Raw genomic sequence first — 26,412 nt, 5'->3', positions numbered from 1 at the left:
TGATGATTGACCGGAAGAAACGCATTGTTGCGCAAATCCTGATTTGGATCTTTGCGCTAGCGACCTTAACCTCTTTGGTTGCGTTAGTGATGCGTAAAGTCGTGACGTATTCGCCCAAACTCACCTTTGTTGAACGAATATTCGTCTCGGTTAATATCCCGGCTACGGCTTCATTAGTATCGTTTTTTACCGCAGCTTTTCTGTATCTTGGGTTGCTTCATCGCAAACGCTTAGCGCTTTTTATCGTTGCAGCTTTCCAGATGTTTGGCATCGTATCGGCAATATCCGGGATCGTATTCGTCTTAACGATGACGGAGAATTCCTTTATGCCGGAGCTAGTCGTCATGGTGGGCGATATTATCGTCTCCCTGATTTTCCTCGGCATAATCGTCTGGCTAGCCGATGCTTTTACCGCTCGCACTCGCTCAACATCCTGGCGTAGAGCACTTGTGGTGTTTGTTGTTGGCCTGGTCGTTTCGCTGATTATCACCTGGATTTTGGTGCATATTTTCCACTGCCCAGGGCGGTTCTGGAAGCAATTCTGGGCGGCAATATCGCAGGGAATTGGTCTGGATTGGCCACGCCACTGGTTGAAAGGGTTACCGCCGATTGTCCCGCGGGTTGTTTCGGTGACTCTCGGTATAACCGTGGTGTTGACGGTTGCGGTGTTCCTGTATTCGACGCGCTCGCCGGATCAGTGGAACAGCCGCCATGAAATTGAAGCGCGGCGACTACTGGCAAAATACGGCGAGGACGATTCCCTCGGATATGTCGCAACTCGACGCGACAAACTACTTCATTTCTCGCCCAGTCGGCGTTGCGCCATTGCTTATCAACAATTTGGGAACGTCTGCCTGGCCTCAGGAGATCCCATTGGCGACCCAGATGATTGGGCTGCTGCAATCGCCTCCTGGGACGCACAAGCGCATAAATATGGAATGACTCCTGGGGTCCTGGCCTGTTCAGAAGCTGGCGCTCGCGAGTATTCCAAAGTAGTAGGCTATGAAGTTCTCAAGCTCGGCGACGAGGCAATTATTCTGCCCGAGGCTTTCCGGTTGGATACTCCGGCAATGACGGATGTGCGCCGCGCTGCTCGACGCCTACGGCGTGAGGGCTACACCTGCCAGTTCCGCTATCAAGACGATATTCCAGATAGCGAATGTGAAGCCTTAGCTCAAGCAGCCGAGGACTGGAGGCACGGTGAGGTTGAGCGCGGTTTTTCGATGGCATTGGGTCGATTAGGTGATCCGAGCGATCCGCGCGTCCTTATTGCGCAAGTTAATAAAGACAACGGTGAGCCTGTGGCTTTCATGAGTTTCGTCCCGTGGGGGCGTCGTGGAATATCCCTGGATTACATGCGTCGTTCTGCTCAGGCGCCTAATGGTGCCAATGAATATCTCGTTGCGGAGCTAATGGCGTGGGGAAAAAATCATGGAGTGACGCGGGTATCGCTGAATTTCGCATTCCTCCGTCAGGTTTTTGCTGAAGCTGAAGAGATCAATGCCTCACCCTTAGAAAAGGTGAATTCACGAATTCTTGGATTCTTCGATCGTATTTGGCAGCTTCAGCGTCTGTATCGTTCGAACGCAAAGTATGGTCCTACCTGGTCGCCGCGATATTTGGCATTGTCTTCCGTGTTAACAGTTCCGACGGTATGCATTGCTGCCGGTCGAGCAGAGGGATTTTTGCCGGATCTGTTTGGGCGTCGCGAAAACGTGGATCGGGTTCGACTTACTGAAGCAGAGGTTGAGCAAGTACGTGCCCTGGAGTTACCGCCGCCCCCAAATAGTGACATGTTTGGGGAAATGACGGACCAGCAGCGGCATCGTTGCGCTCATGCTCGCGATCTGCAGGAATGTGGAGTTGAGCTTAATCCCGTCGGGCAAGTTAACGGAATGTGGCTTGCTGAGTATGAGAGCGCAGAAAATCCATGCCTCGCCAATGGACTTATTGGTCGTGTGCGCAGTATTCGCGATCATGGCGGAGTGTGCTTTGTTGATCTTGTGGACGGTCAGGCCCAACGGCAATTAGTTCTTGAGTCAGAGTCTGTAGGGCGAGAACAACTGCGCATGTTCGCCCGCTATGCCGATAGCGGGGATATTATTCGGGTTGATGGCGTCGCCGGGGAGTCGCGTAACGGCACGGCTTCGATTTTGGTTCGATCATGGCAAATGCTTGCTAAGGCGTATCTGCCTGTGCCCTGGGACGGGTTGCGGGATCCACAAACGCGGCTACGCAAGCGAACAATGGATATGATCGTGCATCCACATCAGGTGGAGCTGTTGCGGTTGCGTTCGAAAGCAATCGAAGCTGTCCGTCAGACTTTACTATCTGAAGATTATCTTGAGGTGGAAACCCCGATTCTCAATACGGTTCATGGGGGTGCGAGTGCACGTCCATTCCGGACGCATATTAACGCCTACGGTATGGATCTGGTGGCCCGTATTGCTCCAGAATTAGCCCTGAAAAAGTTGGTCATTGCTGGAATGGATGCCGTATTTGAGATCGGGCGGAATTTCCGTAATGAGGGCGCAGACGCGACGCATAATCCGGAATTCACAGTAGTTGAGGCATATCGGCGTGGATCGGATTACCGTGATATGCGGCGCCTGGCGCAACGTCTGGTACAAGAAGCAGCGTGCGCAATATACGGGCGACCTGTAATGCCACTTAGTGTTGATGGTTCTGAGCAGAAAGAACTGGTTGATATTTCTGGGGATTGGCCAGTCGTATCAGTGTGTGAGGCCGTCAGTCAAGCAGTGGGGATTGAGGTATCTGTAAACACGGATATGGATGAGATGCTGCGCATTGCCCGAGAGCACGATATTGAAGTGCGCCCAGATTGGGGGCAGGGAGCGATTATTGAGGAGCTGTACGGGGAACTCGTTGAGTCGCATACCGTAATGCCGACGTTCTATGTGGATTTTCCTGCGGAAATCTCACCGTTAACGGCTCCGCACCGCACTAAGCCTGGATTAGTGGAGCGTTGGGACTTGGTTGCTGGAGGAATGGAACTAGGGACGGCGTATTCAGAATTGACTGATCCGGTGGAGCAACGCCGACGCTTAGTGATTCAATCGTGGAAAGCTGCTGGGGGAGACGGCGACGCGATGGAGCTTGACGTCGATTTCCTTGATGCAATGGCTTTGGGTATGCCACCAACCGGAGGATTAGGCATTGGATTGGATCGTCTGGTGATGGCTTTGACGGATACAAATATTCGCCAGGTGTTGGCGTTCCCCTTTGTGCGTCCACAAAATAATAACTGACTTTGTATGGCTGCTGGATAGTTACGCGGAAGGCGCGAGGAGAAGGAGATCATAGCTGAGTGTTTTCTCGGAAGAAGCCGGCAGGGTGCTATCTGGACGTTGTGGCAGTGAACGGTCTATAATTTCGGGGAGGCTCGTTGTAGCTATGCCGTATCCGATGGAGAGGCGTGCTCATACGGTCTTGTGTTACGGCTGAAAGCTTCAGCTTATGACAACTTCATAGGGGATGATCGGTTTCGACGGCGATGATCGCTGAAGGGAAGCGGGTAGAGGAAGCAGAGTCATCTCTTTAACGATTCTCTGCAAAAAATAACTGCCAACAAGCAGAAGTCTGATTTCGCCCTCGCCGCCTAAGGCGAGCCCGAATCCGTCACACTAACATTGCTTTCGTGTTAGGTTCGTGGCGTCGTTTTTGAAAGCCTCTGGTTGGCAATGATGTTATCGAATTGCCAGCAACATTAAGATAACTAGATTCGTCAGCAACTTGTCTACGTGAGTGCTGGAGTCAAAAATAACGCTGAGTAGACTGCACCCGGAGAAGTCTTGAGTTATGCATCGTCGGACCGGGGTTCGATTCCCCGCATCTCCACTATTAACACTCTGACGTTGATACTTTTCGCGTCAGAGTGTTTTTGTTCGCCTAGGGGTATTTTCTGCTCTTTTTAGGGGGGGGAGAAAGAGAGATTGCCTTCATTGCAGATTTCACATAATGCGAATTCGCAGGCTGAAGCGGTCTAGGGCTGAATAGGCATCGCAGTGTTCTGGTAGGGATTCCACACTATGGCAAGTGGTGAAACCGGGTTACTTTATCTCCCCATGGATATTGCTTCTGCTCGGGAGATTGCAGATGGGTGGAAGTATTCCGCGCCTTACGACTTTATGATGTGACGGCTGATTCAGAGGAACATGAGGAGTTCGTGAATCCGGAGCAATGGTCGGATTTCCTTTTGCAGGTGCGGCGTGCTGGTGAACTTTTTGGTTTTCTATCGGGGAACTTATTGGAAGACGGTAAAGTTGCAGAGATCGCTTTGGGAATGCGCCCAGATCTCACAGGTCAAGGATTAGGCCTAATGTTTATGCGTCATAATCTGGAATGGATCAAACAGGCCTATCCGGTTAAAAATATTCGTTTGGCAGTGGCGGCATTTAATCGACGTGGTATCACAGTTTATGAACGTAGCGGATTCCGTAGCGTGCGTAATTTTATACAGCAAACCAATGGCGGCGAACACGAGTTCGTCGAAATGATCTATACCGTGTAGAAATAATCCGAACATTAGGGGCCTGGCGGTATTGAAACCTATTGGCAGAGATATTGTGTGCTTAGATTTATGTACGGGAGCGCCGTTTCGGCTTTACAGCATTTTGCCGATATTTATACTCCACAGTGATACCGGCTGTTGCGTCCAAAGCGGCTAATAGGGCGGGACCTCCGTTATAAACCGTTATAGCTGGTAATGAAAGATGGATTATTGTGCCAGCAGTGCAGTTGCCCTGGTAATTGGTTATGTTGCGTTCAAGTAATATCTGCGTGTAGCAGCTACTTATCTGGATAATAAGCTATTTACATATCTCTATGTATGGTATGAAATGCAATAGGCGTATTTAGGTGATGGTAGCTGTTTCTGCACTAATAGCCACGATCGCTTTATTCGCTAATAGGTAGTTAATGAGAGCAGATTTAGGTTTTGTATGACGAGGGTGCGTTTGTGGGTATGCCGGGGATTTCTTGCAATCGCCGTTGTGCTGGTTTTCGGGCCGATCATAGATAGCACTCTCACATCAATAGTTCACTTGGTCGCTTTCTCTGATTCTCAGCCATATCATCCAGTTTCTTTCCCCTATCCGATACCGGATACCGGAACATACGCGATTGCTCTTTATCTGATATTGACGCTCGCAGCCCTTGGGCTAACTGCAATTATTAGTAGTCCTATTGGAGGGTTTAAGAAAACGCTATCTGATTCCGATGTGGGTCAATCTCAGGAACTAAAATCTCATCAATCTCGGCTAGCATTGCTACGAGTTCGCCTGAATAAACGAGCAATTTTTACTGCCTTGCGTGATTATTTGATAGGTATTCCGGCGTATTTTGTTTTTATCACTATTACTAAAGCTAGCTTTCGTATTGTTAACCCCACGTATGCAAACGCCGTGTCTCCTGATCAGATCATTACCTGGGGAGACGAGTTAAGCCCCTTTGGGCAAAAATTACTCCTTGGATTTGGTGGGGCTTATGAAGAGGTAACGATTTGTGTCCTAGTAGCTGCTCTTGTTTACCGGAAAAGAAGCCTTGCCCCTGCGGCAATTCTCCTCTCCGTTGCTATTCGTATCTTGACTCACTTTTACTATGGAGTAACGCCGGCGTTTCTTATGGTGACAGCTTGGGCCGTTTTCGCCATTGTTTTCTATCTAAAAACTCATCGTTGGTTCCCGCTGTACGTGACTCACTTTTGGTCGAATTTTGCTCATCCTGATGGGTGGATGAATCGCCCTGATGTACCAGTTATGCAGTGGTGGGTTAACTACGGATATAGCCTGTTGTTTATCGCGGGCATAGGCGTTTTGAGTGTGCTTGTGGCTTATCGGCTCGTATCAGCGCCGACGAATGACGCGGGTGGCACGTCAGTGTACTTTAACAAGCTGGCATGCTGGTGGTCCTCCGTCGGGAAAGAACGTGCCTTCGCAATTCAACGACTTTGCCGAGTAGCTATCTCCGTGCTGTTCGTCATTCCGTTTGGGCTTATCTTAACTTTCCGGATCGCGCACATATTTCACATGCCTTATCCGGAACAGTTGCGCCCAGATAAACTCGCTAACATAGGCGGAACGAATATAGCTCTCCTGTTGTGGATAGCGCTTAATGTTGCAGTGCTTTTCACGTTTTATCGTACCCGCATTGGTCTTGCTACCTATGCTGGTGTGCTCCCATATAGGCACCGTTCGGCTGGCAGCTTTGCAAAATATGTACTCCTGCAAAAGATTCTTTTGGGTCTTGCGGCATTCTGTATCGGCTTTACCGCCTTAGAATATGGCACAAAATTCTTTGATATTTGTCGTATATTCATTCGCTTTGAGTTCCTTGACCGTGCGACGTGGGCTGATCCGCAGTTCTTTAGCGCCACTACAACGGTCCAGGGGATCGTGCCGGCTCTGATTGCCAGCCTAATGATGGCTTATCAAGGGCTTATTGCACTGGGCATCAGCCTCGTTGTGCTACGCAGTTTTAACCGAGCGCGATATGCCATTCTTCTTGCCATCATCCTCAATATTCTGGTTTATTCCTACTTTGATGTGGTGGGGATGATTCTAGTTGCTGGAGTGTGGGCTATTTTCGCGGTCTTTGTTCATTATCAAACTGGATTGTTATTACTATTGTGGGCTGCACAGTTTGCCCAGATCCTCATTACGTATATTCGTCACAGCGGTAACTCTGATGAGATGCCGGCATACCTATCTGTTGTGGCTAGTTATGAAAAATGGGTTATTGTGGCGGCAATGGTAGCGATTCTATGCCTAGCTGCCTGGTGGTTCAGAGCGAAAGAAAATAACTCTGCGGTGTATGAGGTCAGATCATAAATTGTTGACAGCTTTGAGGAGAAGGCATGCGGATCTTAGGCTTCCTCCCCGAGAAGTTCTGATCTTTTGATAAACTAGCACCTGTTTATAGCTGTCATTCTAGGAGTGTCCGATCCCGATGAGCATGTAATCTCTGCTCGGCTTTTAGCTGAGGCGCTGTCCTTAATTCTGCGTCCAGAGAGATTACTATGTCTGCTATTACCTTAACTAACTGTTCATTTTCCTATAACTCTTCGCCATTGATTACCGACGTATCTATGCGTATTGGTGCTGGTGAACGGGCATGTTTGGTTGGTCCTAATGGCTGTGGGAAATCCACATTACTTCGCTTGATGGCTGGAAAACTGACGCCAGATTCTGGGCAGCTTGCCTGGGACGGTATCTCTGATGTGAGGCAGCATGTTATCCCAGAGGTCATACAGTTCTCTGGCACGGTTGCTGAGTATTTAGATAGTGCGCTGGCGTCATTACGCTCCTCGCTCGTGCGTTTCGACGAGGTTACTGTGCAATGGGCTGCCGATCCGAATAACCGTGCCGTGGCGCGAGAATATGAGGAGCTGCTTTCGTACCTCACGGCTGCTGATATATGGCGGCTAGATTCCCGAATTGATGAGACGCTTGCCGGGCTGCAGTTAAAGATGCTGATGGGCGCTGGTCGCCAACGTATTCTTGGCACTCTTAGTGCGGGGCAGCGTGTACGGCTTGCTTTAGCGGCGCTACTTATTTCTCGTCCGCCGATTTTGCTGCTAGATGAGCCGACGAATCATTTGGACTATGCGGCAATCGATTTTCTCTGCGACCTTTTGCACTCCTGGGATGGTCCCGTCGTTATGAGTAGTCATGACCGCGATTTTATTGAGCGTACCGCGACGGTGATATATGACCTTGATATTGCCTCATGGCAGGCCTTAGCTACCGCACGGGGAGAGGGAGCATTACCTGGCGTGTATGCCTGCGCAGGTGGGTATCGAGACTATCTGGCGATGAAATCCCGTGCTCGAAGCGAACATCAGCATATCCATACGCGGCAACAACAGCAGAAGAAACATATCGCTGCACATCGTCATGACAGCGAGAAAATCGCTCGTGGTGGGGTGCAGTTAGCTAATGCGGCAAGAAAATCCAAGAAGTTCTTTTCTGATCGCGCGGCGGCTACCGCAGTGCGACGGACGCGAAATGATGATCGTCGCCTAGAAGTGCTCTCTCGCACAGAGGTGCCTAAACTTCGCGGCTATCAGTTGGCTTTCCCGATTGAAGCTGCTCCACCTGATGCAAACCTGCTCGTCAGTGTGAGGCAAGCCGAGGTTGAAGGTCGCCTCCAGCAGCTAAGTTTTGATGTGGCAGCAGGCGAGCACCTACTTATCACTGGCAGTAACGGCAGCGGAAAATCAACACTGTTGAGTTGGATTGCCACGGCATGCCCGGCACAAGAGGTTCATACGCGAGGAACGGTTATGAGCAGGGGTGCCGTCGGCTTTGTTCCGCAGCGGCTTCCACAAGAAGACGATCCGGGTTTTCATCCGGCAGTGTGGCGCGAGGGGATTGGTGAAATTGGCAAAGGCATTATTCACCCCTCCCTGTGGAAAATGCCAATAGCTGATCTGTCGGATGGTAATCAACGTCGGGCTCAAATCGCGATTGCATTGATGGCTAAACCGGCTATTTTAGTTATTGATGAGCCGACGAATTATCTCGATTTGGATACCGTGGAGGCACTCGAAGTGGCGTTAAAGCAGTGGAATGGCGCGCTTATCATAGCCAGCCATGATCGGTGGCTTATTGACCATTGGCAGGGGCGGCGTCTGCACCTTGAACCCGCGCATACGGGCCAGTGATCCTGGAGCGTAGCCGTGTCTGCCTGGAACAAAAATAAACATTCGCACAGGAAAGGTAGGCTGTTTCGTTTCTATGATGCGCTGTTCGGGGTGTCAGTTTCGATGATCTCGGCTAGCCCGTATTCTGGTGTCCATTTCCAGCGTCGATGATTAGGCGTTGAATAACAAATGGAGTTGATTCGATATTTCGAGGAATTAAGTATGACCCGGTAGTCGCTGAGATTGGCAATAGCGTTCGTATATCCCTTCCGATATGCCTGTCGGAAGAATACTCCGGGTGGAAGGGCGTCGTATTTCCAGGTAACGATCTCGCTGGATACTTCCTCAGGGGTGAAATTCTGTTTTACTACCTCAATTTCGACCTTAGTTAGCATAAGAGCCTCGTCGCCGGTATTGGCGATAATGATTCCCCATTCTTTCTTTGACTGCTCTGTATTGTCATCATCAGAATCCTCGCCACTTGCCTCATGGCAGGCCCACCATACTTGTAGCTGAGAGCCGATGTTGAGTAGGTCGCGTTGCCGTTCGAGCTCTTCCATTTTGTCTGCGCGAGTATTTGCCGCATCGGCATGGCGATTTGCGCGTAATGCAACAATAAGAGAGGCAGTGGCTAATCCAGTTCCGGTAATAGCCCCGACCCATTCAGCAATGCTTCCCCATTCCATATAGCGAATATAGATGTTCGCCTCTGCGGCTGTCGAATAAGGGGAGCGGGCTGTAACAGTTTATGTGCTGAGCATGTGGAAGAGCCTGTGATTAAGTGCTGACGCAATAGGCTACGGCGTTATCGAGAAAGACGATAAAAGAATAATGAGTGCGTAGAAAGAAACAGAACGGTATATGCGCGATAGTCAGCGTAGCCTATTGCGACTTGTATTCAGCCTCCTCAGGGTAGGCGTTCTGCCTCAGATCGCAATATGACGAGTTTGACGCTATCCCATCGTTTGCCATCCCAGAGTCGGGCTTGTGGAATACGGGCACATTCAGTAAAGCCAATGCGGCGTCCACAGCGGATCATGCGTTCATTGCCTGACCAGGTTGTTAACGTGAGTAGATGAGCGTTTGTTTCCGTAAAGGTGAGCTTCGTCCACAGCGATAGCGCCTGGGTGCCGATCCCGTGCTTCCATTGCTGGGGATCATAGATGACGATGCCGGCTTCATACCAGCCACCGCCCACCGGATCTTCTTCGTGGCGCGTCACAATTCCGACGGGTTTGCCAGCAACGTCAATGATGCGTCGGTTGTTATTTGTGCTGCATGCCCAGCTACTTTGGCAGAACTTGTCATAGGTGAGGTGAGGTGCCGGAGCGAAATACGGGCCGTCCCACTGCTTCCACTGGGGTTCAGTGACCTCGTATAGCCAGTGGTAGAGAAATGGAAGATCTGATTCGCTTAGTGGGCGAAGGCTTACCGTCATTTTTTGGACCGCCGATCAAAGGAGGGGAATCATGTGAGAAATTATTGTCTAGCTTAATACGGCCTTTGTGGGGTGACTATACATTCTGTTTTGCTTCGGGCACGGATAGTGCTGTGTACTGGCGTTGCAGCAAAGTTTTAGCTGGATAAGAGGCTTATGGGTTGTTGCGTGAGCAGACGTGTTAGACGACGGTAAAACGTGTGAGATGGTGGTGAAAGTAACCGTAATGCCGGAATCGTCTTACCTGAGGCTGCTTTCGGTACGGAGGAGAGGCTTTTCGGTAGACGCATAGGCACGCTCATGCAGAAGCGAAGAAAATAACGGAATTGGAAAAGAAGAAAATAAAAGAACTGAAGAAGAAACTGAAAACGCGGCGGGCTGACCTGCAAGAAGGATTGTGATAATTCGCAGCGAGGTGGTTTGCTGGAAATAGGAACTGCTGCCAGCTCTGGTGAAGAGTTGAAATCGTGTATTTTGTGGTACGTGGCAATGGGGCGTTGTAGCCACCGGCAGTAGGAGGTAGAAGTTCCTAATGTCGCTGGTGCTTACAAACCCCTATAAACGGCAATCGTCGTGGAATATGGGCTTAGCATTTGCGAGATAACGAGGAAAGCGGGTATCAACCTGCCGGTCGGCATAGAGCGTCTGTGCGTGAGGGCGCACGTGAAAGCGCATCGCGCGCCTATCGCGCATAGAATGATTCCCATGAGCCATTCATTGCAAGAACGTATTACTGCTACTCTCGGGGTGCATCCGGCTATTGACCCGCAAGCCGAGGTTACCCGTCGGGTGAAATTCCTCTGCGAATACGCCCGTGCAACACATGCCAAAGGTTTCGTGCTTGGCATTTCTGGCGGTGTGGATTCAACTCTCGCAGGTCGCTTAGCCCAGCTCGCGGTCGAACGTATGCGCTCTGCAGGGGAAGAAGCTCATTTCATTGCGGTTCGTTTACCGTATGGTGTGCAGGCCGATGAAGCCGACGCGGCAGCGGCTATGGAGTGGGTGGCAGCAGATGAAGAAGTCACCGTCAATATCAAAGCCGCTACGGACGCTATGGAGCAGGCATACGAGTCAGCCCTAGCCTGCCAAATCTCCGATTTTAATAAGGGCAATGTTAAAGCTCGTATGCGTATGGTTGCACAATACGCTATTGCTGGGGACCGTGGGTTATTGGTGATCGGCACGGATCATGCGGCGGAGAACGTCACGGGATTCTTCACGAAATACGGCGACGGTGGGGCAGACCTACTTCCGCTGGCCGGTTTGAACAAGCGGCAGGTGCGTCTCCTATTGCAGTATTTGGGTGCTCCGGAGCATCTATGGCAAAAAGTTCCGACGGCGGATCTGCTTGACGGCAGGCCGCTGCGCACAGATGAGGACGAATTAGGGCTGAGCTACGACGAGATTGACGACTATTTAGAGGGCAAAACGGTATCAGATTCAGCTCGTCAGAACATCGAAAGTAAGTGGCAGCGAGCAGAACATAAACGTCATATTCCACCAGGGCCAGACGATCAGTGGTGGCGTGAGTAAAACGACGGGCAGCGGGCAGACCAACGCGGTAGTGCCATCATTCCGGCTACAAGCTGCTGTTCCGCTGTGGCATCCTATATCGGGCTGTCGCCGATAGCTTCGCGCTAATAGTTATGTGCTGTAGCGTGCCTGCAGGGGAGCTGCTGTGCTCTGTCGCCGACGTGCTCACCGATAAGGAGATGCTCTAGTTACCTTGCGTCAATGCTGCCCAGAAACCCGCGGTGAGCTGCTGTGATTATATGGGTAGCGGCTGAGGTTGTGGCTGTAGTTGTAGCTGTGGGCCTTTCCTATCGTGGTGGCGATAGTGAACCGTAGCCGTAACTGGTAGTGCTCCAGCGTGAGTGAGTGGCTAATAAACTATCGGTAGGTGATAGCGGCTGCTTTAGGGATGAGAGCTTTTCCTCGTGAAATTTGCGGTACGGATTATTCCTCCGTCGATATATTCTGGGTAGGTGCGACTTTCGTATATCCGATCAACCTGTGATCCGTATTATCAGCCGGCATGTGACGTATATGTGACGGCCTTTCGCGCTGAGCAGCGCGCGCCCGTGGACGATCTTGTTGACCTCGTAAAACGGGGAATAGGTCATGCGATTGCCTTCGTGGATGAGAGTGATGGGCGGGAAGAATTCATTGGTGCAAGCTATATTGTGCCGACGCCTCAGTATCTGTGGATATTATTTCTTGCGATGACGCCGGCGAGCCGTGGTCAAGGATACGGCACGCGAGCGCTGGAGATGCTCGCCGCCGAGTTTCCACAACGAGCGCTGCTCTTAGAGATCGAAGCCGTGCTTTCGGAGGCGCGCAATGCCGATCAGCGGCAACGCCGGGAGCGTTTCTATCTGCGCAATGGTTTTTCTTACACCGGATTATCGACGGATGAGCCGGATGGGCGCTTTGATTTTTTGATTCGCGACGGGGAGATTGATCTGGATCAGATGCGGGAGGTAATGGAAAGCACTGTGGGCACGGCGATGCTTGATCGCTGGCAGATGGTGCTTATCCAGCAGCCAGGGGCAGAGCGCGAGTGTGCGGGCGAAAATGATCCGAAGAATCATGAGGACCTCATGCTCGATAATGATTGTCGAGCTGCCGATCGTGCAGTGGGAGATGAATCCCGAAGGGCAGATAGCAACGATAAAAATCCTGAGTTCTCAGATCGTGACGACGACTCTAGCGAGAGGGCGTGGCATGACTGATATATTGACGGCTTCGCCTTTGATGAGTGTATTTCTCGTCGTTGCTTTCGGCGGCATATTAGGGATGATCCCTTTTGGGCCGCTGCGTTTTGGGGCGGCCGGGGCGCTCTTTGTCGGTTTGTTTGTCGGCTATCTTGCGCCTGATCTGGGCGGGCAATTGGCTTTAGTTCATAATCTTGGGCTAGCACTTTTCGTCTATATGGTGGGCTTATCTGCTGGTCAGACTTTCTTTCGGGATTTTACCCGGCACGTGTCGCTGATGTGTGGCGCGGCTGTGGCTATCGGGGTTGGTGTACTTGCCACTATTGCATTGGGGCGTATGGTAGCAATGCCGGTTGAGCTGCAGGCGGGCTTATATGCTGGCGCTTCTACGACGACGGCGGCTCTTGCGACGGCCTATCAAGCAACTGGCTCTATGCTCCCCGGTGTGAGCTATGCGCTGTCCTATCCGATTGGTGTCGTGGTGGGGATTATTGCCGTTGCTCTCGTTATTTCTCGCACGTGGCCAGAACGTCGGGAAATTCCTTCACGCCAAGGTCAGCGGTTGATTGCTCGGACGGTTGTCGTTGAAGCCGATATGGCATTGCGGGATGTTCCAGGATGGCGAGAGCAGGATATTCGCGCGTCATATTTGCGGCGTCATGATCGTGTGCGAGTGATTGGCCCAGGGGAGGAACTGCAGCCAGGTGATGAAGTCGTTATTGTGGGTAATGAAACAGCGGTTCGCACTGCGATTGCTGCAATCGGCCATGAGCAGCCACAACATCTAGCTGACGATCGCTCTCGGGTTGATTTCCGTTCTTTTATTGTCTCGCGTCGTGAGTTGGCTGGGCGTTCGGTTGCTGAGTTGAATCTGGTTAGCCGCTTTGGCGCGGTTATCACCCGTATTCGTCGGGGTGATAGCGAGCTGCTTGCCACGGATTTTCAGCATGTGGAAATTGGTGATCGGGTGGTGATTGCCTATCCGCGTGCAGAGGGGCCGGCTATCGAAGATTTCTTTGGAAATTCTGAACAGCGCGTGACCCAGATTGACACAATTGGTTTAGGCTTGGGCGTGGCTTTGGGCTTCTTGGTAGGAGCAGTAAATGTTACGTTGCCCTCCGGCCATGTGTTTTCCTTAGGATCGGCAGTTGGGCCACTAATCGTCGGGATGCTGTTGGGGGCTTTGCATCGTAGTGGGCCGGTGGTATGGCAGTTGCCTTTGGCTGTCAATCAGACGATTCGGCAGCTCGGATTGATGTTGTTTTTGGCGGCGATTGGCATTGCTTCTGGGCCGCAGTTTGCACAGACGGCCTTCTCTGCTGCTGGCGTGCGCATGATTGCGGTGGGTGCGGTCATTTCTATCGCGATGATGGTGTGTATTGCTGTGGCCGGTCGGGTTATCGGATTTTCGGTACAGCGCACGGTTGGTGCGATGGCGGGAATTTTTGGGCAGCCGGCGATTATTGCTTATGCGGTTGCTAAAGATGACGATGAGCGTATTGAAGCAGGATATGCCGCCATGTTTGCGATTTCTATGATTTTGAAGGTGCTATTGGTGTACGTCATCGTCCTGGTGTAGCTGGTTTTCCAATTATTCATGGGGCATAGAGATACGCTGCAGACGCCCTGTATGCCGTGTGCTATATCTGGATAAGTAGCAGCGCGTGGCCTGTGGGCGCATGACGTCATATACGGTGAAAACTGTGGCGCGTATTGCGTTTGTGTTATATTGCCGACGTTTCCCTTGTGATTGCGGCGTTTAGCTTGTAGTGCTAGCCGTTATTCTGATGTGCTGATCTGTGCTCGGTAGCGAGAGTGAGTATGCGGCATGCCTGTGGGGTGAGTTGGCAAGGAAAAGCTGTGAGGTGCTGGCGGCATTGCGCTGTGGGCAATAGGGTAGCGCCAAATAGAACGAGATAGCGGATAGGAATGGCTATACATTTGGTCAACGTCTCGTAAATAAATGCTTAGCGAATTCCCCGAGGATCGCTGTGCTCAATGTGATCGCTGTGAATAAAGTGCATAAATGTGAAAATGAGAACGTGAATTAACGCCCTAAATTCAAGAAACACGGGGTGAAGTTGGTATAAACACAGGTGTTTCCGCTAAATTCATATCTAGCGGCTTGGTTTCCGAGCCCGAAACCCGCAGCTCGGATCCGAGCTGAAGACATAAGAAGAACAATGAGAGGAAACTACATGTCCCTCAATCGCACCGAACTTATTGCGAAGATTGCTGACAAGGCTGGCTTGACGAAGACCGACGCAGACAAGGCCATTTCGGCTTTGCAGTCCGTCCTGGTTGAGTCCTTGGCTAAGGGCGACGCCGTGAAGATCACGGGTCTGATGTCCGTTGAGCGCACCGAGCGTGCCGCTCGCAAGGGTCGTAACCCGCGCACCGGCGAAGAGATCGAGATTCCCGCTGGCTACGGCGTGAAGATCTCTGCTGGATCGACCCTCAAGAAGGCTGTCACCAAGTAATTTTGGTTTCACCTGTGCGTCAGCGCCCGCCCGTCGGGCGCTGACGCTTTTTTGTACACTAAGAATAAGAACATGAATCGTCATGCCAGTGAGGGGAGAGACGTTGTTTTTCGTTTCTGCTGATATTAGCTCCAACCTGCCAGAGCCTCCCGGTGCTCCACAGCAGCCGGTAACCCCTGGGCAACCTGAAGCGCCATCGCTCGTTCCAGAATCAACCACAGCGCTACTCGAACGCACAGAAGAAAGTTACGAACCTGGAGACGAGGATCGCTATGCGCATTACGTTCGCAAAGAACGCATCATGAAATCTGCGGTCGAGGGCGGGCCGGTTGTCGCGCTTTGTGGAAAGATCTGGACGCCGGTACGCAACCCTGATAAATACCCTATCTGCCCAACCTGCAAGGCAATCTACGACTCTATGGGCAAAGATTGGGGAACCTGGCCATTTGGTAACCAGCCGCCCAAATAGGCGAGTACCTAGCTGCCCCTACTTGCGTGATACTGTTGCCTTGCCAATATGCTCGTTGCAGAGCAGCGCGAACCGTATGCATTAAGCAGCAACCACCTATCTCCTCGCCCAACCGAAGCTTTGCTTCCAGGGCAATATTTAGCCGTGCGATAATTTCCTCGCACGGCTAAACACTGTTTTATTTCGTGACGCTACCACCGCGAAGCGGTCATGTAACAGTTACTATTTGACCCGTTCGTCGTCATCGCTAAAAATATCGACTAACGTTGTTGGCAGCGCCGGATCGCCCTCTGATAACCGCCACGCAGCATAGGGCAACGCCGCCCGCGAATTGCGATGCCGCTCGGCAGCCCGAGCCAGAGAACCCTCTGCAACGTAGCTGTCATCAATAACGCCATCGGCAATGAGCTTAACCTGCAAAGGACGCGCATGATGTTGGTCAAGATACGCTAATCCCGATTCCCACGAATCAGCAGAAACAATCAACTCCCCAGTTGCCCTGCCAGTTTCGTCGTAGGTGCGACCAGCGATCTTCAAACCACCCACTGACCCCTTCGAATCGGAACGTTTCGCAACTTCCTGCATCGTCCCATCTGGGCGCTCGCGCAAGACGAGCTTGTAAACCAGTTGCGCAGTCGGATAGCCCGAGCCAGTAACTAACCGCGTGCCCACCCCGTAGGCATCAACAGGAGCAGCGTTCAACGCAGCAATCGCGTATTCATCCAAATCTGACGTCACAGTAATCTTGGTGGAGGTGGCACCTAAATCATCAAGCTGTTTACGAACCGTGAAAGCCTGAGCAACCAAATCGCCAGAATCAAGGCGCACCGCGCCAAGCTCCCCACCAGCATTACGGGCTGCCTGTACCGCCCGCTCCACGCCACGAGTGACGTCATAGGTATCAACTAGCAGCGTCGTATCCGGGCCCATCGTTGCGATTTGTGCGGCAAAAGCCTCTTCCTCGGAGTCATGCAGCAAAGTAAAAGAATGAGCAGCCGTGCCGATAGGCTTGATCCCAAACGAGCGCCCAGCTTCCAGATCGGATGTGCCGACGAACCCGCCGATCACGGCGGCGCGGGAAGCAGCCACGGCGGCAGCCTCATGCATGCGCCGCGCTCCCATTTCCAAGCAGGGGCGATCATGAGCTGCGGTAGTCATCCGAGACGCTGCGGTCGCTATCGCAGAATCATAATTCAGAATCGACAAGATAACCGTTTCCAGGATAACGGCTTCAGCGAATGTGCCGATTACCGTCATCAGCGGCGAGCCAGGGAAATAGATCTCTCCCTCGGCGTACCCGTAAATATCGCCGGTAAAGCGATAATCAGCCAGCCACGCCAGCGTATCGTCACTGACGATATTCAAGGACTGAATATACTCCAGCTCGGCGTTCGTGAAACGGAAATCCCGCACTGCTTGCAATACTCGCGCGGTACCGGCAACGACACCGTAACGTCGGTGCCCAGGAAGCCGTCGGCCAAAGACTTCAAAAACAGAGCGCCGATGGGCAGTTCCAGCTCGCAGGGCCGAATCAATCATCGTCAGCTCGTACATATCAGTGAGCAATGCAGTGCTACGCAATTCGTTCATAGTCCAACGTTAGCGCGATCAGCATGAAAATGTGCAGCACGAGCATGTCATTACTCTATCCGCGCAGGTCGGTAAGCCAGTAAGATGGAGAGCGTGCAGACAAGTCCAGAAGCGTTCTCGACCTCTCACCCGCAGCAAGAACACCTGTTAGCGGGGCAGTGGCGCACCGTCGTCCACAATGATGTCGTCAATCTGGTTAATTATGTGCAGTGGGTATTCCAAACCTATTTCTCAATGAGTCCGGAGGCGGCCTTCCGTAAGACGATGGAGGTACATCATGCCGGGCGAGCGGTCGTTTCGAACGGTCAACGAGAACAGATGGAACGAGACGCTCAAGCGATGCACGCCTATGGTTTGTGGGCGACGATTGAACCGGGCAAGTAATGCGCGATAGCTGATAATAAGAACGCGGGCGCTTGTGTCCATGTGTTCATGCGCGTTCGTATGGAAGGGCTGCGATCAGGGCCGACGAGGCAAGGAATACGAGAGGGAGGTGAGTGCTGATGATGGCTTTCCATCGGGAGCATAACGGCATTTACGCCGCTGTTGACGAAGGGGAGCGGCGAGCGTTAGCGGGGATGGCGCGCGACGTTGTGGTGCTGCTTGGCTCAGATGTAGAACATGAGTGTGAACGGCGATCCCAGCAGATCGACCCGGACGATCCCTTTGCTGAATTTGAAGCCGATCTTGCGGATATTGCTGATTCGATTGCGGATGAAAGTGATGGTCTAGCTTTGCCGCGACTTGTGCCGGTCGATGACGCGGTTGCACGGTTACTCCCGGATATGAGTGAAGATCCGGATGAAGCACAGCAGTTGCGTGAGTTGACAGAAGATACTGTGGCGGCTGCAAAGATAGAAAATCTTGTCACTTTCTATTTGGGGCTTATGGCTATCCCAGAGGGAGAATCTCGATTCCGTATCTCCTATGAGGACGGGCCAGCATGGTTAGCGGCCCTTAATGATATTCGTCTCGTCTTGGCAACTCGGCTGCAGATTGATTCTGAGCAGGAAGCCGAAGAAATATATCAGCGGGCTAGCGTGTTCATGTCGCCGCATCCGCAGGTGGCAGAGGATTTTCCAGAAGTGACGAGCAGTGACGATATGTTAGCTGTTTTGTACGCCATGACGACCTGGTGGCAGGATTCACTGCTTCGCGCACTGAATCGGAAACGACCGCGCGGGTAGCATCGAGGCATGAATGATTCTCCGATTGGAGTCTTTGATTCGGGTGTAGGTGGATTGACGGTTGCCCGCGCAATCATAGATCAGCTCCCCGGGGAATCTTTAACATATATTGGCGATACCCTGCATTGCCCATACGGTCCACGACCGATCGCACAAGTGCGTGAGTTTGCGTTGGATATTATGGATCAGTTGGTGGCATCCGGGGTGAAGATGCTCGTCATTGCCTGTAATTCAGCTTCTGCGGCGGTGCTCCACGATGCGCGCGAACGCTATAGTACCGCCCAAGGTATCCCCGTCGTTGAGGTGATTCATCCGGCAGTGCGAGCAGCAATGCGTATGACCTCAAATCATCGGATCGGCATTATTGGTACGCAAGCCACCATTGAATCGCAAGCCTACCACGATGCCTTTGCGGTGTTGCCTGAGGTGGAATTGACGGCAGCTCCGGCACCCCGTTTTGTTGAATTTGTTGAACAGGGGATAACAACCGGGGATGAGCTACTTGCGATTGCGCAGGAGTACCTAGCGCCGATTAAAGCTGCTGGAGTGGATACCTTGATTTTAGGATGTACTCACTACCCGATCTTAGCTGGCGTTATTTCCTATGTGATGGGGCCACACGTCGCTCTTGTCTCGTCTGCGGAAGAAACCGCCCGAGACGTCTACAGCGAGCTGACTCGGCGGAATCTATTGAGCGCGCCGCTGAGCACGCCTACATATTCGTTTAATGTCACTGGCAATGCGGCAGAGTTCCGCGGTTTAGCCCGACGTTTTCTCGGGCCAGAAGTCACCGGCGTCAACCAGGTGGAGGTACACAGATGAAACTGACGATTATCGGATGTTCCGGATCTATGTCCGGAAAGAATTCGCCGGCGTCTTCGTACCTCGTGCAAGCTCAAGGACGCGATGATGCTGGTGGTGAGAGAACCTGGTCCCTCATTATGGATTTTGGGCCAGGAGCAATGGGGCATTTGCTGCGATACGTCGATCCGGCACGGATTGACGCTATGATGTTATCTCATCTGCATGCAGATCACTGTGCAGATATTGTGGGGATGCAGGTCTACCGTCGGTGGTATCCCGAAGGGGCGCTGCCGCCGATTGCCGTCTTTTCTCCGGGTGATGGTTTAGCGCGTACCAGAGGAATCGCAGATGACCCAGCAACTGAAGATTACGCTGGGGAATTCCAATTCCAGCAGGTCTGCCACGGGGATACTGTGCGTATCGGGCCATTCCACGTTGAGTTTTTTGATTCTTGGCATTCAGTACCGACGTTAGCGATGCGCATTACTGGTCCGAGTGAAGATGATCCCAGCCGCGATGTCGTCTTGACCTTCACTGGCGATACTGACTTATGCCAGACAGTAGTTGACGCTGCTCGCGGGGCTGATCTGTTGCTCTCGGAAGCGGCTTTTGAAGAAGGTCGTGATCTTGTTGAAGGTATCCACTTGACGGGTATGCGGGCCGGAAAACTCGCAGCTCAGGCTGGGGTGCGGCGTCTATTGCTGACCCACTTGCAACCGTGGACAGATAGTAAACGCAATGTTCGTGACGCTAAAGAGTGCTTCACTGGGCCATGCCAAGCAGTTGAAGCGGGCGAGGTGTATGAACTTTAGCCGGATCAGCATGTGGCTCAGGCTCCCGCTGAGATATAGCGTGCGATAAGCGAGCAGGCTGGGAGTTTCCCATCCTGGCTCACAAAACTAGTCAAATAGCTAGGGGTGCCCTGCATAGTTTGCCACGGAGGAATATGCCCTTAGCAACGGCATTACGTATCGGAAGCAAGAGCGGTAGGAGGCAGCCAGTGGCATTATGGATGGGAATCCGCGTCATTATCGCTTGCGCTCGTAGCTTTGCCTGAGGTAACACTGCAACTGCGGCGCTTTACGTCGGCGTGCGTATCTCATGACGCAAGAAAAGATCAGCATATTATGGAGAAAGTAAGTGACGTAACCTCAATATGGAGAGGCAGAGATGATGACACGGCATGACGGGCGTACTCCGGACCAGCTACGACCAGTTCGCATAACTCGGAACTATCTGCGTAACGGTGAAGGAAGCGTCCTGGTTGAATTTGGCGAGACGAAAGTGTTGTGTGTGGCTTCGCTGACGGCTGGCGTGCCGCGTTGGCGCACCGGCAGTGGTTTGGGATGGGTGACGGCGGAATACGCCATGTTGCCGCGCGCAACCACAACTCGTTCCGATCGTGAATCTGTGCGAGGAAAGATTAGTGGGCGCACCCAAGAGATCTCTCGCCTTATCGGGCGTTCCCTGCGGGCAGTGGTTGATTTTTCGGCTCTCGGAGAGAACACTATCGTTCTCGACTGTGATGTTCTGCAAGCCGACGGTGGCACGCGCACCGCTTCGATCACCGGAGCATACGTAGCCCTCGCAGATGCGGTCGCATGGGGGATTGAGCATGGGATTATTACCGCGAAAGCTAACCGTCCAGTATTACGAGATACCGTCAGCGCGATTTCGGTCGGCATTATTGACGGGGTGCCATGCTTAGATCTGCCCTATGAAGAAGACGTCCGGGCACAAACAGATATGAACGTAGTCATGACGGGCTGTGGAGAGTTTATTGAGGTGCAAGGGACGGCAGAAGGTCAGCCCTTTGATCGTCGGCAGCTCAACGAACTCCTTAACTTAGCAGCTTTGGGGACGCAGCACCTCAGCCAGATTCAACAGCAGGTGTGTGCTCAGATACCGCAGGCAGGCATATCCGCATGATAATTTTTGCCACTCGAAACCCGCACAAAATTGACGAAGTACGTCGTATTCTTGCCTCGCGGTGGCAGCAGATGTTTCCGCAAATAGCAATACATGATGTCGTGCAAACCGTGCCAAAGCATATCCCTGACCCGATTGAAGATGGGGTGTCTTTCGCTGAGAACGCCCTCATTAAAGCGCGGCAGATCGCTGGATTATGCGGGCAGCCAGCGCTCGCGGATGACTCCGGGTTGTGTGTACAGATTATGGGAGGAGCGCCGGGGATTTTCTCGGCGCGCTGGTGCGGTCGGCACGGTGAGGATGTGGCAAATATGCAGTTACTCCTCGATCAGCTTCGCGACGTCCCGATGGAGAATCGGGCAGCACGTTTCACCTGTGCGGCGGCGTTCGTCACCCCAGATGGTGAGGAAATCGTTCGTTATGGGTATATGGATGGGGTGTTGCGTTACCAACCTGCCGGAGAAAATGGTTTCGGCTACGATCCGATTTTCCAGCCAGAGGGATATGCGATGACGTGTGCAGAACTCAGCGCAGAGCAGAAGAATGCGATTTCCCATCGTCAGCAGGCATTTGCAGCATTAGCAGATGACGTGAGCACCTGGCTGCAAGCCAACGGCATGGTGTGAAAAGAGCCAACCAAAAGGAGCAGCGATTAGATCCGCCCCATCACTGCTAATGCTTGTTTGATGATTGGCAGGTGGTTCGGCAAAATCTCGCTTTGCAGCTCCGGAGTTAATAGCTCCCCAGGGGTGAACCAGTTGATTTCTAAGGCGTCAGACCAAGGCTTGCAATCCCCGACGATAGGGATGAGGTAGGCCAGGGAGACGGCATGTTGACGGGGGTCATGATGACCTTCACCAGGAGTGGGGAAGTACTCCCCAACAGTGAAAGGTACCAGGTGGCAGGGCAATTGTGGCAGTGCGATGTCACCAAGATCTTTTTCTAGATGGCGCTTCAGTGCGTCGCGAATTGACTCGTGATACAGCACTCGACCGCTAACAAGAGAGCGAGTGATTCCATCATCGGTTGCGGTGAGGATAAGCCCGAGGGAATGTAGCGATCCGTCATCATTGAGGTGAACGGGAACAGCATCGATATACAACATGGGAACTTTCCGTCGGACGAATTCAAGATCCTCAGGAGATAGCCACGGCCCCATATCGCCAGATTTCACATCGCTCATAGTTCGATTGTGCCAGGGGGATGGGCGTAGAGAAAAGTGCTATCCGGAGAAAATAATTAGCCTGCGGTGAACGCACGACGATGATTTCTCGCGCTAAATTATGGAACACTTAGACCATGCAGCATTATGAAAACCTCATGGGCAAGCTGGGAAGCGTCTTTATGGTCGCAATGGCGGTAATCGGCTGGGTGACCCTTGTTCGTGTGGGTTTTCCGTTGGCGATACTAATTCTCGTTCTATGCGGGTCAGCGATGGTGTTGTGTGGTTTATGGGGTATGTATCGTCAATCGCCTTTTATGGTGGCTGCCGGCACGCTCGGTGCGGGAATATTATTCCCTACGGTGTGGGGCATAGTGCCTATGATAGTGGGCTTCATTCTTTTTATTCTGATGGTTTCGCTAACGCTGCTGCGATCTATGACGGACGATCCGCCACGATCCTAAACAAAGCAAATTAGCAGGATCAGTAATCGAAATATTGCGAGGGATTAACTAGAGGAAGGTAGGGATAGATATGACGGTAAAGCTGCAGGTGGGCGATTCAGCGCCAGAATTTACGTTACCGGCAACTGGGGGAACGGTGAGCTTGGCGCAGACTCTCAGTGAGGCTGATCGGGGCGTAATTATCTATTTCTTTCCGCGGGCGATGACGCCGGGATGTACCAAACAGGCCTGCGACTTCCGAGATTCTCTCGACGCGCTGGTAGGTGAGGGGTACCGCGTCATTGGAATATCTCCGGACTCTTTGGAACGTCAGGATCGTTTTGCTGATAAAGAGTCAGTTAATTTCCCGTTGGCAAGTGATGAGGACAAAAGCGTCATGCGCGCATACGGCGCCTACGGAATGAAGATGAATTACGGCAAAGAAGTTGAAGGTGTAATCCGTTCGACTTTCGTTGTCAATAAAAAGGGAATCCTAGATTATGTGGGGTATAACGTTAAAGCCACCGGCCATGTCGCACGGTTACGGCGAGAATTAGGGATTGACGCCTAGATTTGGCTTGTGATTAAACGTTTCCCACAACCGCCGGTACTTATCCAACGTGCTAGGGGTAGCAATCGAGGTGTCAATATACCGCTCTAAGGCTTGATCGAGAGTTGTCGGAGTAGCCGTCCTTTGCAAACGGATAATCGCCCGCGCCTGCGCCCAGCCGATTTGCTGAGCGAGAGTGCTAAACGCGAGCGCGTCCGCATAAGTCGGAAACGTCTCGTTCACAGGGTTAGTCGATGGAGCCAGCCGGAAACGCACCCGATAGGTTACTTTCCCGCTCTTAGCGGTATATGGTCTGATATTCGTCGGTCAAAGCCTTCTGTGTCAGTGCCTGTGTCATTGACTGTCCTGCACATCGTTGTGCTAGACGTGTTATGGCTGATTGATATGACGTATGGATGGTGATTGATATTAAATAACGCGCATTTGCGGTGCGAGTTTTCATCGTCGCGAAAGAGCCGCTAAAATGGTCCATGCGCGCGAGTGGCGAAATTGGCAGACGCGCCAGATTTAGGTTCTGGTATCTAACGATGTAGGGGTTCGAGTCCCCTCTCGCGCACGTAGTACGGTAGGCAGTGGGATTCATCCGCCCAATCCATCTTTAATCCCACTCCTTGCCAGCCCCGCCAATCGAGGAATAAAAACAGGTTGGGTTAGACCTCGCGTGGCTTTGAGGTTGCTAACACCTATAATTATTGTGCGTGACTGCTCGATTTTAGTTACAAGTATTTGAGGTGTCGGCAGGCACCCCTGGGTGGGGAAAGAAAAGATCGTTTTAATGGCTGCTCCAGTAGCTCTACGATAAAGATGACTTTTCTGCGTAAATAGCCTCAATCTCGCGGGAAAACCGTTGGGCAACGACATCACGGCGAACTTTAAGTGACGGGGTAAGTAGCTCATTTTCTACCGAAAAATCGCCTGGGATAACCGTAAATTTTCGGATAGATTCCGCACGGGATACATGCTTATTGGTCTTTTCTATTGCCCGCTGCAGGGAAGCTAATACCTGTGGATGTGTGCAGGCTTGCGAAACATCCATCGCAGGAAGGTTGTGAGCGGTCAGCCATCCGGGCAACATTTCCGCATCGAGAGTGATAAGCGCGCTAATGAATGGCTTTCGATCCCCGATTGCAACAATCTGGGAGATAAGTGGATGAGAGCGCAGTGGATCTTCGAGCGCGGCCGGTGAGACGTTTTTCCCTCCGGCAGTGACGATCAATTCCTTTTTACGCCCTGTGATGGTCAGATACCCGTCAGCGTCAAGCGAGCCAAGATCGCCGGTCGCGAACCAATGCCCGTCAAATACTGCTTCGGTGGCCTGTGGATCATTTTGATAGCCACGAAATACGTGCGGTCCAGCAATCATAATTTCACCATCGTCGGCAATGGCAACTGACGTGCCAGGCATGGGCGTCCCAACAGTTCCCATGCGAATATGGTTGAGACGGTTGACGGTTGCTGGCCCGCTCGTCTCTGTTAAACCATAAGCCTCGACAACTGTGAGCCCGATTCCACGGAAGAAGTGGCCGGTGCGAGTTCCAAGCGGTGCTCCAGCAGATATGGCATATATGCAGTTCTCGCCGATAATTTTGGTGATCTTAGAGAAAACAAGATGTTTAGCGATCGCGTACTTCAGTGATCTGAGAATGGAACGCCCACGTTGCGAGTATTCCACAGCGACATTGGCTGCCCAACGGAATATCGTGCGTTTGATTCCGGGGCCAGCTTTTGCTTCGGCTGCGTTATAGATTTTTTCTAAAACGCGCGGGACGACGAGCAGTGTTGAGGGCTTAAAAGTTTTCAAGTCACTTAATAGATTTTTGATGCTTGAGGTCTGCCCAGCGACACCGCGCCCGGTTATCGTGTAGTAGAACATGCAGCGCGCCATGACGTGCGCCATCGGAAGGAAGAACAGGACGCGGGTATCTTTATCGTCAATGAGGTCACGCATATGGGGCATGACGTTAAGTGCTATATCGACGAAATTGCCGTGCGTTAATTCCACCCCTTTTGGTGTTCCGGTAGTTCCGGAGGTGTAAATAACAGTGGCGAGGGTGTCGGTTGTTAGTTGGGCGCGGCGTTCGTTAACCTCGGCGGCGGGGATATTTTCACCGAGAGTGTATAGCTCAACGAGAGCGCCAGTATCAAGGGAAAGTACTCGGCCAAGATTGCTGGTGCGTTGCGATTCCACGAGTTCGCGTTGGGCTTTCGTATCGGTAATGACCATTCGCACGTCGGAGTTCTCTAAAATCCAGCGGATCTGTTCGGCGGAATCGGATTCGTAAATGGGGACGACGACGAGCGCAGCACTCAGAGCAGCGAAATCCAATAAGTTCCATTCGTACGAGGTGGCGCCGAAGATCGCGATGGCGTTACCGGGCTGGAGTCCTTCTGCGATAAATCCGCGAGCAACAGCGTCAATATCTGTTAAATATTGTGTGGTAGTGACGGGAACCCAGGTGCCGAGATGACGTTGATGTTCAATGCATATCTGTTCGGGGTGGGCAGCTTGGCGGCGTGTGAGGAGCCACGGAATATTCATCCACGATTCGACGGGGACGCTGCGGTTTTCTGAAACAGATCCGTCATGATGTTTCGTGACCATGTTTATCCTTTGTGTGCGTGGATACAACTGTAACTTACTCTATCGTAACTTAATGGTCTTGGAGGCGTTTTTGCGCATGATTATGTGGGATCTGCGGGCGGGGGGGGGGAAAGAGAGATGAGGAGGAGAGAGAAAAGCCGTGATTGTTCGCTATCGTCAGAATCAATATGCGTAGGTTGGTTGATTGACGAGATCTATTGGGCGATTTGAGGGATATTATCGCGAGTGCGCTCGTGAGCATATTGATTGTTCGTTTTGTTAAAACCGACGTGGTCATTGCCGGCAGTTACTAGGCGTGATATTCGGTGAATCATGCTCGCTAAATAGGCCTCGACAATTATTGGATATTGCGGTTCGGGGA

The 26,412-nt window shown here is 52.0% G+C and carries 23 protein-coding genes, 1 tRNA gene and 1 other RNA gene; 19 read left to right on the top strand and 6 right to left on the bottom strand.

Annotated elements, in window-relative coordinates:
* Positions 1–2: 2 nt before the first annotated feature.
* The 5 genes from lysX (at position 3) to ACLHIJ_RS04500 (ending at position 8,683) form a co-directional block, all read left to right on the top strand.
* Positions 3–3,269, top strand: coding sequence for a bifunctional lysylphosphatidylglycerol synthetase/lysine--tRNA ligase LysX (gene lysX, locus ACLHIJ_RS04520; RefSeq protein ID WP_411298557.1), 3,267 nt, complete (start codon positions 3–5; stop codon positions 3,267–3,269).
* 222 nt (positions 3,270–3,491) lie between these two features.
* Positions 3,492–3,861: a transfer-messenger RNA gene (gene ssrA / locus ACLHIJ_RS04515) on the top strand.
* A gap of 259 nt (positions 3,862–4,120) precedes the next feature.
* On the top strand, positions 4,121–4,531 hold the full coding sequence (locus ACLHIJ_RS04510) for a GNAT family N-acetyltransferase (protein WP_411298556.1): 411 nt from the start codon (positions 4,121–4,123) through the stop codon (positions 4,529–4,531).
* A 430-nt stretch (positions 4,532–4,961) separates the two neighbouring features.
* Positions 4,962–6,848, top strand: coding sequence for a hypothetical protein (locus tag ACLHIJ_RS04505; protein WP_411298555.1), 1,887 nt, complete (start codon positions 4,962–4,964; stop codon positions 6,846–6,848).
* A 188-nt stretch (positions 6,849–7,036) separates the two neighbouring features.
* The gene (locus ACLHIJ_RS04500; RefSeq protein ID WP_411298554.1) at positions 7,037–8,683 is read left to right on the top strand and encodes an ABC-F family ATP-binding cassette domain-containing protein; all 1,647 of its coding nucleotides are present in this window, start codon (positions 7,037–7,039) and stop codon (positions 8,681–8,683) included.
* 71 nt (positions 8,684–8,754) lie between these two features.
* Here ACLHIJ_RS04500 and ACLHIJ_RS04495 read toward each other — a convergent pair whose 3' ends face one another.
* A complete protein-coding gene (locus ACLHIJ_RS04495) occupies positions 8,755–9,348 on the bottom strand; it encodes a hypothetical protein (RefSeq protein WP_411298553.1) in 594 nt (197 codons plus the stop codon).
* 221 nt (positions 9,349–9,569) lie between these two features.
* On the bottom strand, positions 9,570–10,100 hold the full coding sequence (locus ACLHIJ_RS04490; protein ID WP_411298552.1) for a GNAT family N-acetyltransferase: 531 nt from the start codon (positions 10,098–10,100) through the stop codon (positions 9,570–9,572).
* A 705-nt stretch (positions 10,101–10,805) separates the two neighbouring features.
* Here ACLHIJ_RS04490 and nadE point away from each other — a divergent pair.
* The 5 genes from nadE (at position 10,806) to ACLHIJ_RS04465 (ending at position 15,763) form a co-directional block, all read left to right on the top strand.
* Entirely contained in the window at positions 10,806–11,633 is an 828-nt protein-coding gene (gene nadE, locus ACLHIJ_RS04485; RefSeq protein WP_411298551.1) for an ammonia-dependent NAD(+) synthetase, read from the top strand.
* A 452-nt stretch (positions 11,634–12,085) separates the two neighbouring features.
* Positions 12,086–12,832, top strand: a complete 747-nt coding sequence (locus tag ACLHIJ_RS04480; protein ID WP_411298549.1) for a GNAT family N-acetyltransferase — start codon at positions 12,086–12,088, stop codon at positions 12,830–12,832.
* A complete protein-coding gene (locus ACLHIJ_RS04475) occupies positions 12,825–14,393 on the top strand; it encodes an aspartate:alanine exchanger family transporter (RefSeq protein WP_411296799.1) in 1,569 nt (522 codons plus the stop codon). The genes ACLHIJ_RS04480 and ACLHIJ_RS04475 overlap by 8 nt, the downstream gene beginning before the upstream one ends.
* A 619-nt stretch (positions 14,394–15,012) precedes the next feature.
* A complete protein-coding gene (locus tag ACLHIJ_RS04470; RefSeq protein ID WP_411296800.1) occupies positions 15,013–15,294 on the top strand; it encodes an HU family DNA-binding protein in 282 nt (93 codons plus the stop codon).
* 103 nt (positions 15,295–15,397) lie between these two features.
* Positions 15,398–15,763, top strand: a complete 366-nt coding sequence (locus ACLHIJ_RS04465; protein ID WP_411298548.1) for a DUF3039 domain-containing protein — start codon at positions 15,398–15,400, stop codon at positions 15,761–15,763.
* 222 nt (positions 15,764–15,985) lie between these two features.
* Here the strand turns inward: ACLHIJ_RS04465 and ACLHIJ_RS04460 are convergent, their stop codons facing one another.
* Positions 15,986–17,353, bottom strand: a complete 1,368-nt coding sequence (locus ACLHIJ_RS04460; RefSeq protein ID WP_411296801.1) for a nicotinate phosphoribosyltransferase — start codon at positions 17,351–17,353, stop codon at positions 15,986–15,988.
* Positions 17,354–17,446: 93 nt separating this feature from the next.
* Here ACLHIJ_RS04460 and clpS point away from each other — a divergent pair, with 93 nt between their 5' ends.
* From clpS to rdgB, 6 genes are all read left to right on the top strand, one after another.
* Positions 17,447–17,737 carry an ATP-dependent Clp protease adapter ClpS gene (gene clpS, locus ACLHIJ_RS04455; RefSeq protein WP_411296802.1) on the top strand — a complete coding sequence of 97 codons (291 nt, stop codon included), beginning with the start codon at positions 17,447–17,449 and terminating at the stop codon, positions 17,735–17,737.
* 119 nt (positions 17,738–17,856) lie between these two features.
* On the top strand, positions 17,857–18,540 hold the full coding sequence (locus ACLHIJ_RS04450) for a DUF2017 family protein (protein WP_411296803.1): 684 nt from the start codon (positions 17,857–17,859) through the stop codon (positions 18,538–18,540).
* 9 nt (positions 18,541–18,549) lie between these two features.
* On the top strand, positions 18,550–19,362 hold the full coding sequence (murI, locus tag ACLHIJ_RS04445; protein ID WP_411298547.1) for a glutamate racemase: 813 nt from the start codon (positions 18,550–18,552) through the stop codon (positions 19,360–19,362).
* Entirely contained in the window at positions 19,359–20,156 is a 798-nt protein-coding gene (locus ACLHIJ_RS04440) for an MBL fold metallo-hydrolase (RefSeq protein ID WP_411296805.1), read from the top strand. The genes murI and ACLHIJ_RS04440 overlap by 4 nt, the downstream gene beginning before the upstream one ends.
* Before the next feature lie 358 nt (positions 20,157–20,514).
* Positions 20,515–21,273, top strand: coding sequence for a ribonuclease PH (gene rph, locus ACLHIJ_RS04435; protein WP_411298546.1), 759 nt, complete (start codon positions 20,515–20,517; stop codon positions 21,271–21,273).
* Positions 21,270–21,899, top strand: coding sequence for an RdgB/HAM1 family non-canonical purine NTP pyrophosphatase (gene rdgB / locus ACLHIJ_RS04430; protein ID WP_411298545.1), 630 nt, complete (start codon positions 21,270–21,272; stop codon positions 21,897–21,899). The genes rph and rdgB overlap by 4 nt, the downstream gene beginning before the upstream one ends.
* A gap of 26 nt (positions 21,900–21,925) precedes the next feature.
* Here the strand turns inward: rdgB and ACLHIJ_RS04425 are convergent, their stop codons facing one another.
* Positions 21,926–22,456, bottom strand: coding sequence for a DUF4916 domain-containing protein (locus tag ACLHIJ_RS04425; RefSeq protein WP_411296808.1), 531 nt, complete (start codon positions 22,454–22,456; stop codon positions 21,926–21,928).
* Between the two features lie 116 nt (positions 22,457–22,572).
* On the opposite strand from ACLHIJ_RS04425, the gene ACLHIJ_RS04420 reads away from it, so the two are divergent.
* Together ACLHIJ_RS04420 and ACLHIJ_RS04415 are read left to right on the top strand one after the other, a co-directional pair.
* Positions 22,573–22,899: a hypothetical protein gene (locus ACLHIJ_RS04420; protein WP_411296809.1), complete on the top strand. Its 327-nt coding sequence runs from the start codon at positions 22,573–22,575 to the stop codon at positions 22,897–22,899.
* Between the two features lie 70 nt (positions 22,900–22,969).
* Positions 22,970–23,449 (top strand): peroxiredoxin, encoded by a 480-nt coding sequence (locus tag ACLHIJ_RS04415; protein ID WP_411296810.1) that lies wholly within the window; start codon positions 22,970–22,972, stop codon positions 23,447–23,449.
* On the opposite strand, the gene ACLHIJ_RS04410 is transcribed toward ACLHIJ_RS04415, so the two are convergent.
* Complete coding sequence (locus tag ACLHIJ_RS04410) at positions 23,432–23,671, bottom strand: hypothetical protein (protein ID WP_411296811.1); 240 nt, start codon at positions 23,669–23,671, stop codon at positions 23,432–23,434. The two genes, ACLHIJ_RS04415 and ACLHIJ_RS04410, sit on opposite strands and share 18 nt — an antisense overlap.
* 252 nt (positions 23,672–23,923) lie before the next feature.
* Between ACLHIJ_RS04410 and ACLHIJ_RS04405 the strand changes: the two genes are divergently transcribed.
* A tRNA-Leu gene (locus tag ACLHIJ_RS04405) sits at positions 23,924–24,005 on the top strand.
* Positions 24,006–24,242: 237 nt separating this feature from the next.
* Here the strand turns inward: ACLHIJ_RS04405 and ACLHIJ_RS04400 are convergent.
* Positions 24,243–26,051: an AMP-dependent synthetase/ligase gene (locus ACLHIJ_RS04400; protein WP_411298543.1), complete on the bottom strand. Its 1,809-nt coding sequence runs from the start codon at positions 26,049–26,051 to the stop codon at positions 24,243–24,245.
* Positions 26,052–26,412: the final 361 nt, after the last annotated feature.

This window comes from Trueperella sp. LYQ141 (assembly GCF_046599555.1).
GTDB lineage: Bacteria > Actinomycetota > Actinomycetes > Actinomycetales > Actinomycetaceae > Trueperella.
This window is presented reverse-complemented; position numbering and strand designations above follow the sequence as displayed.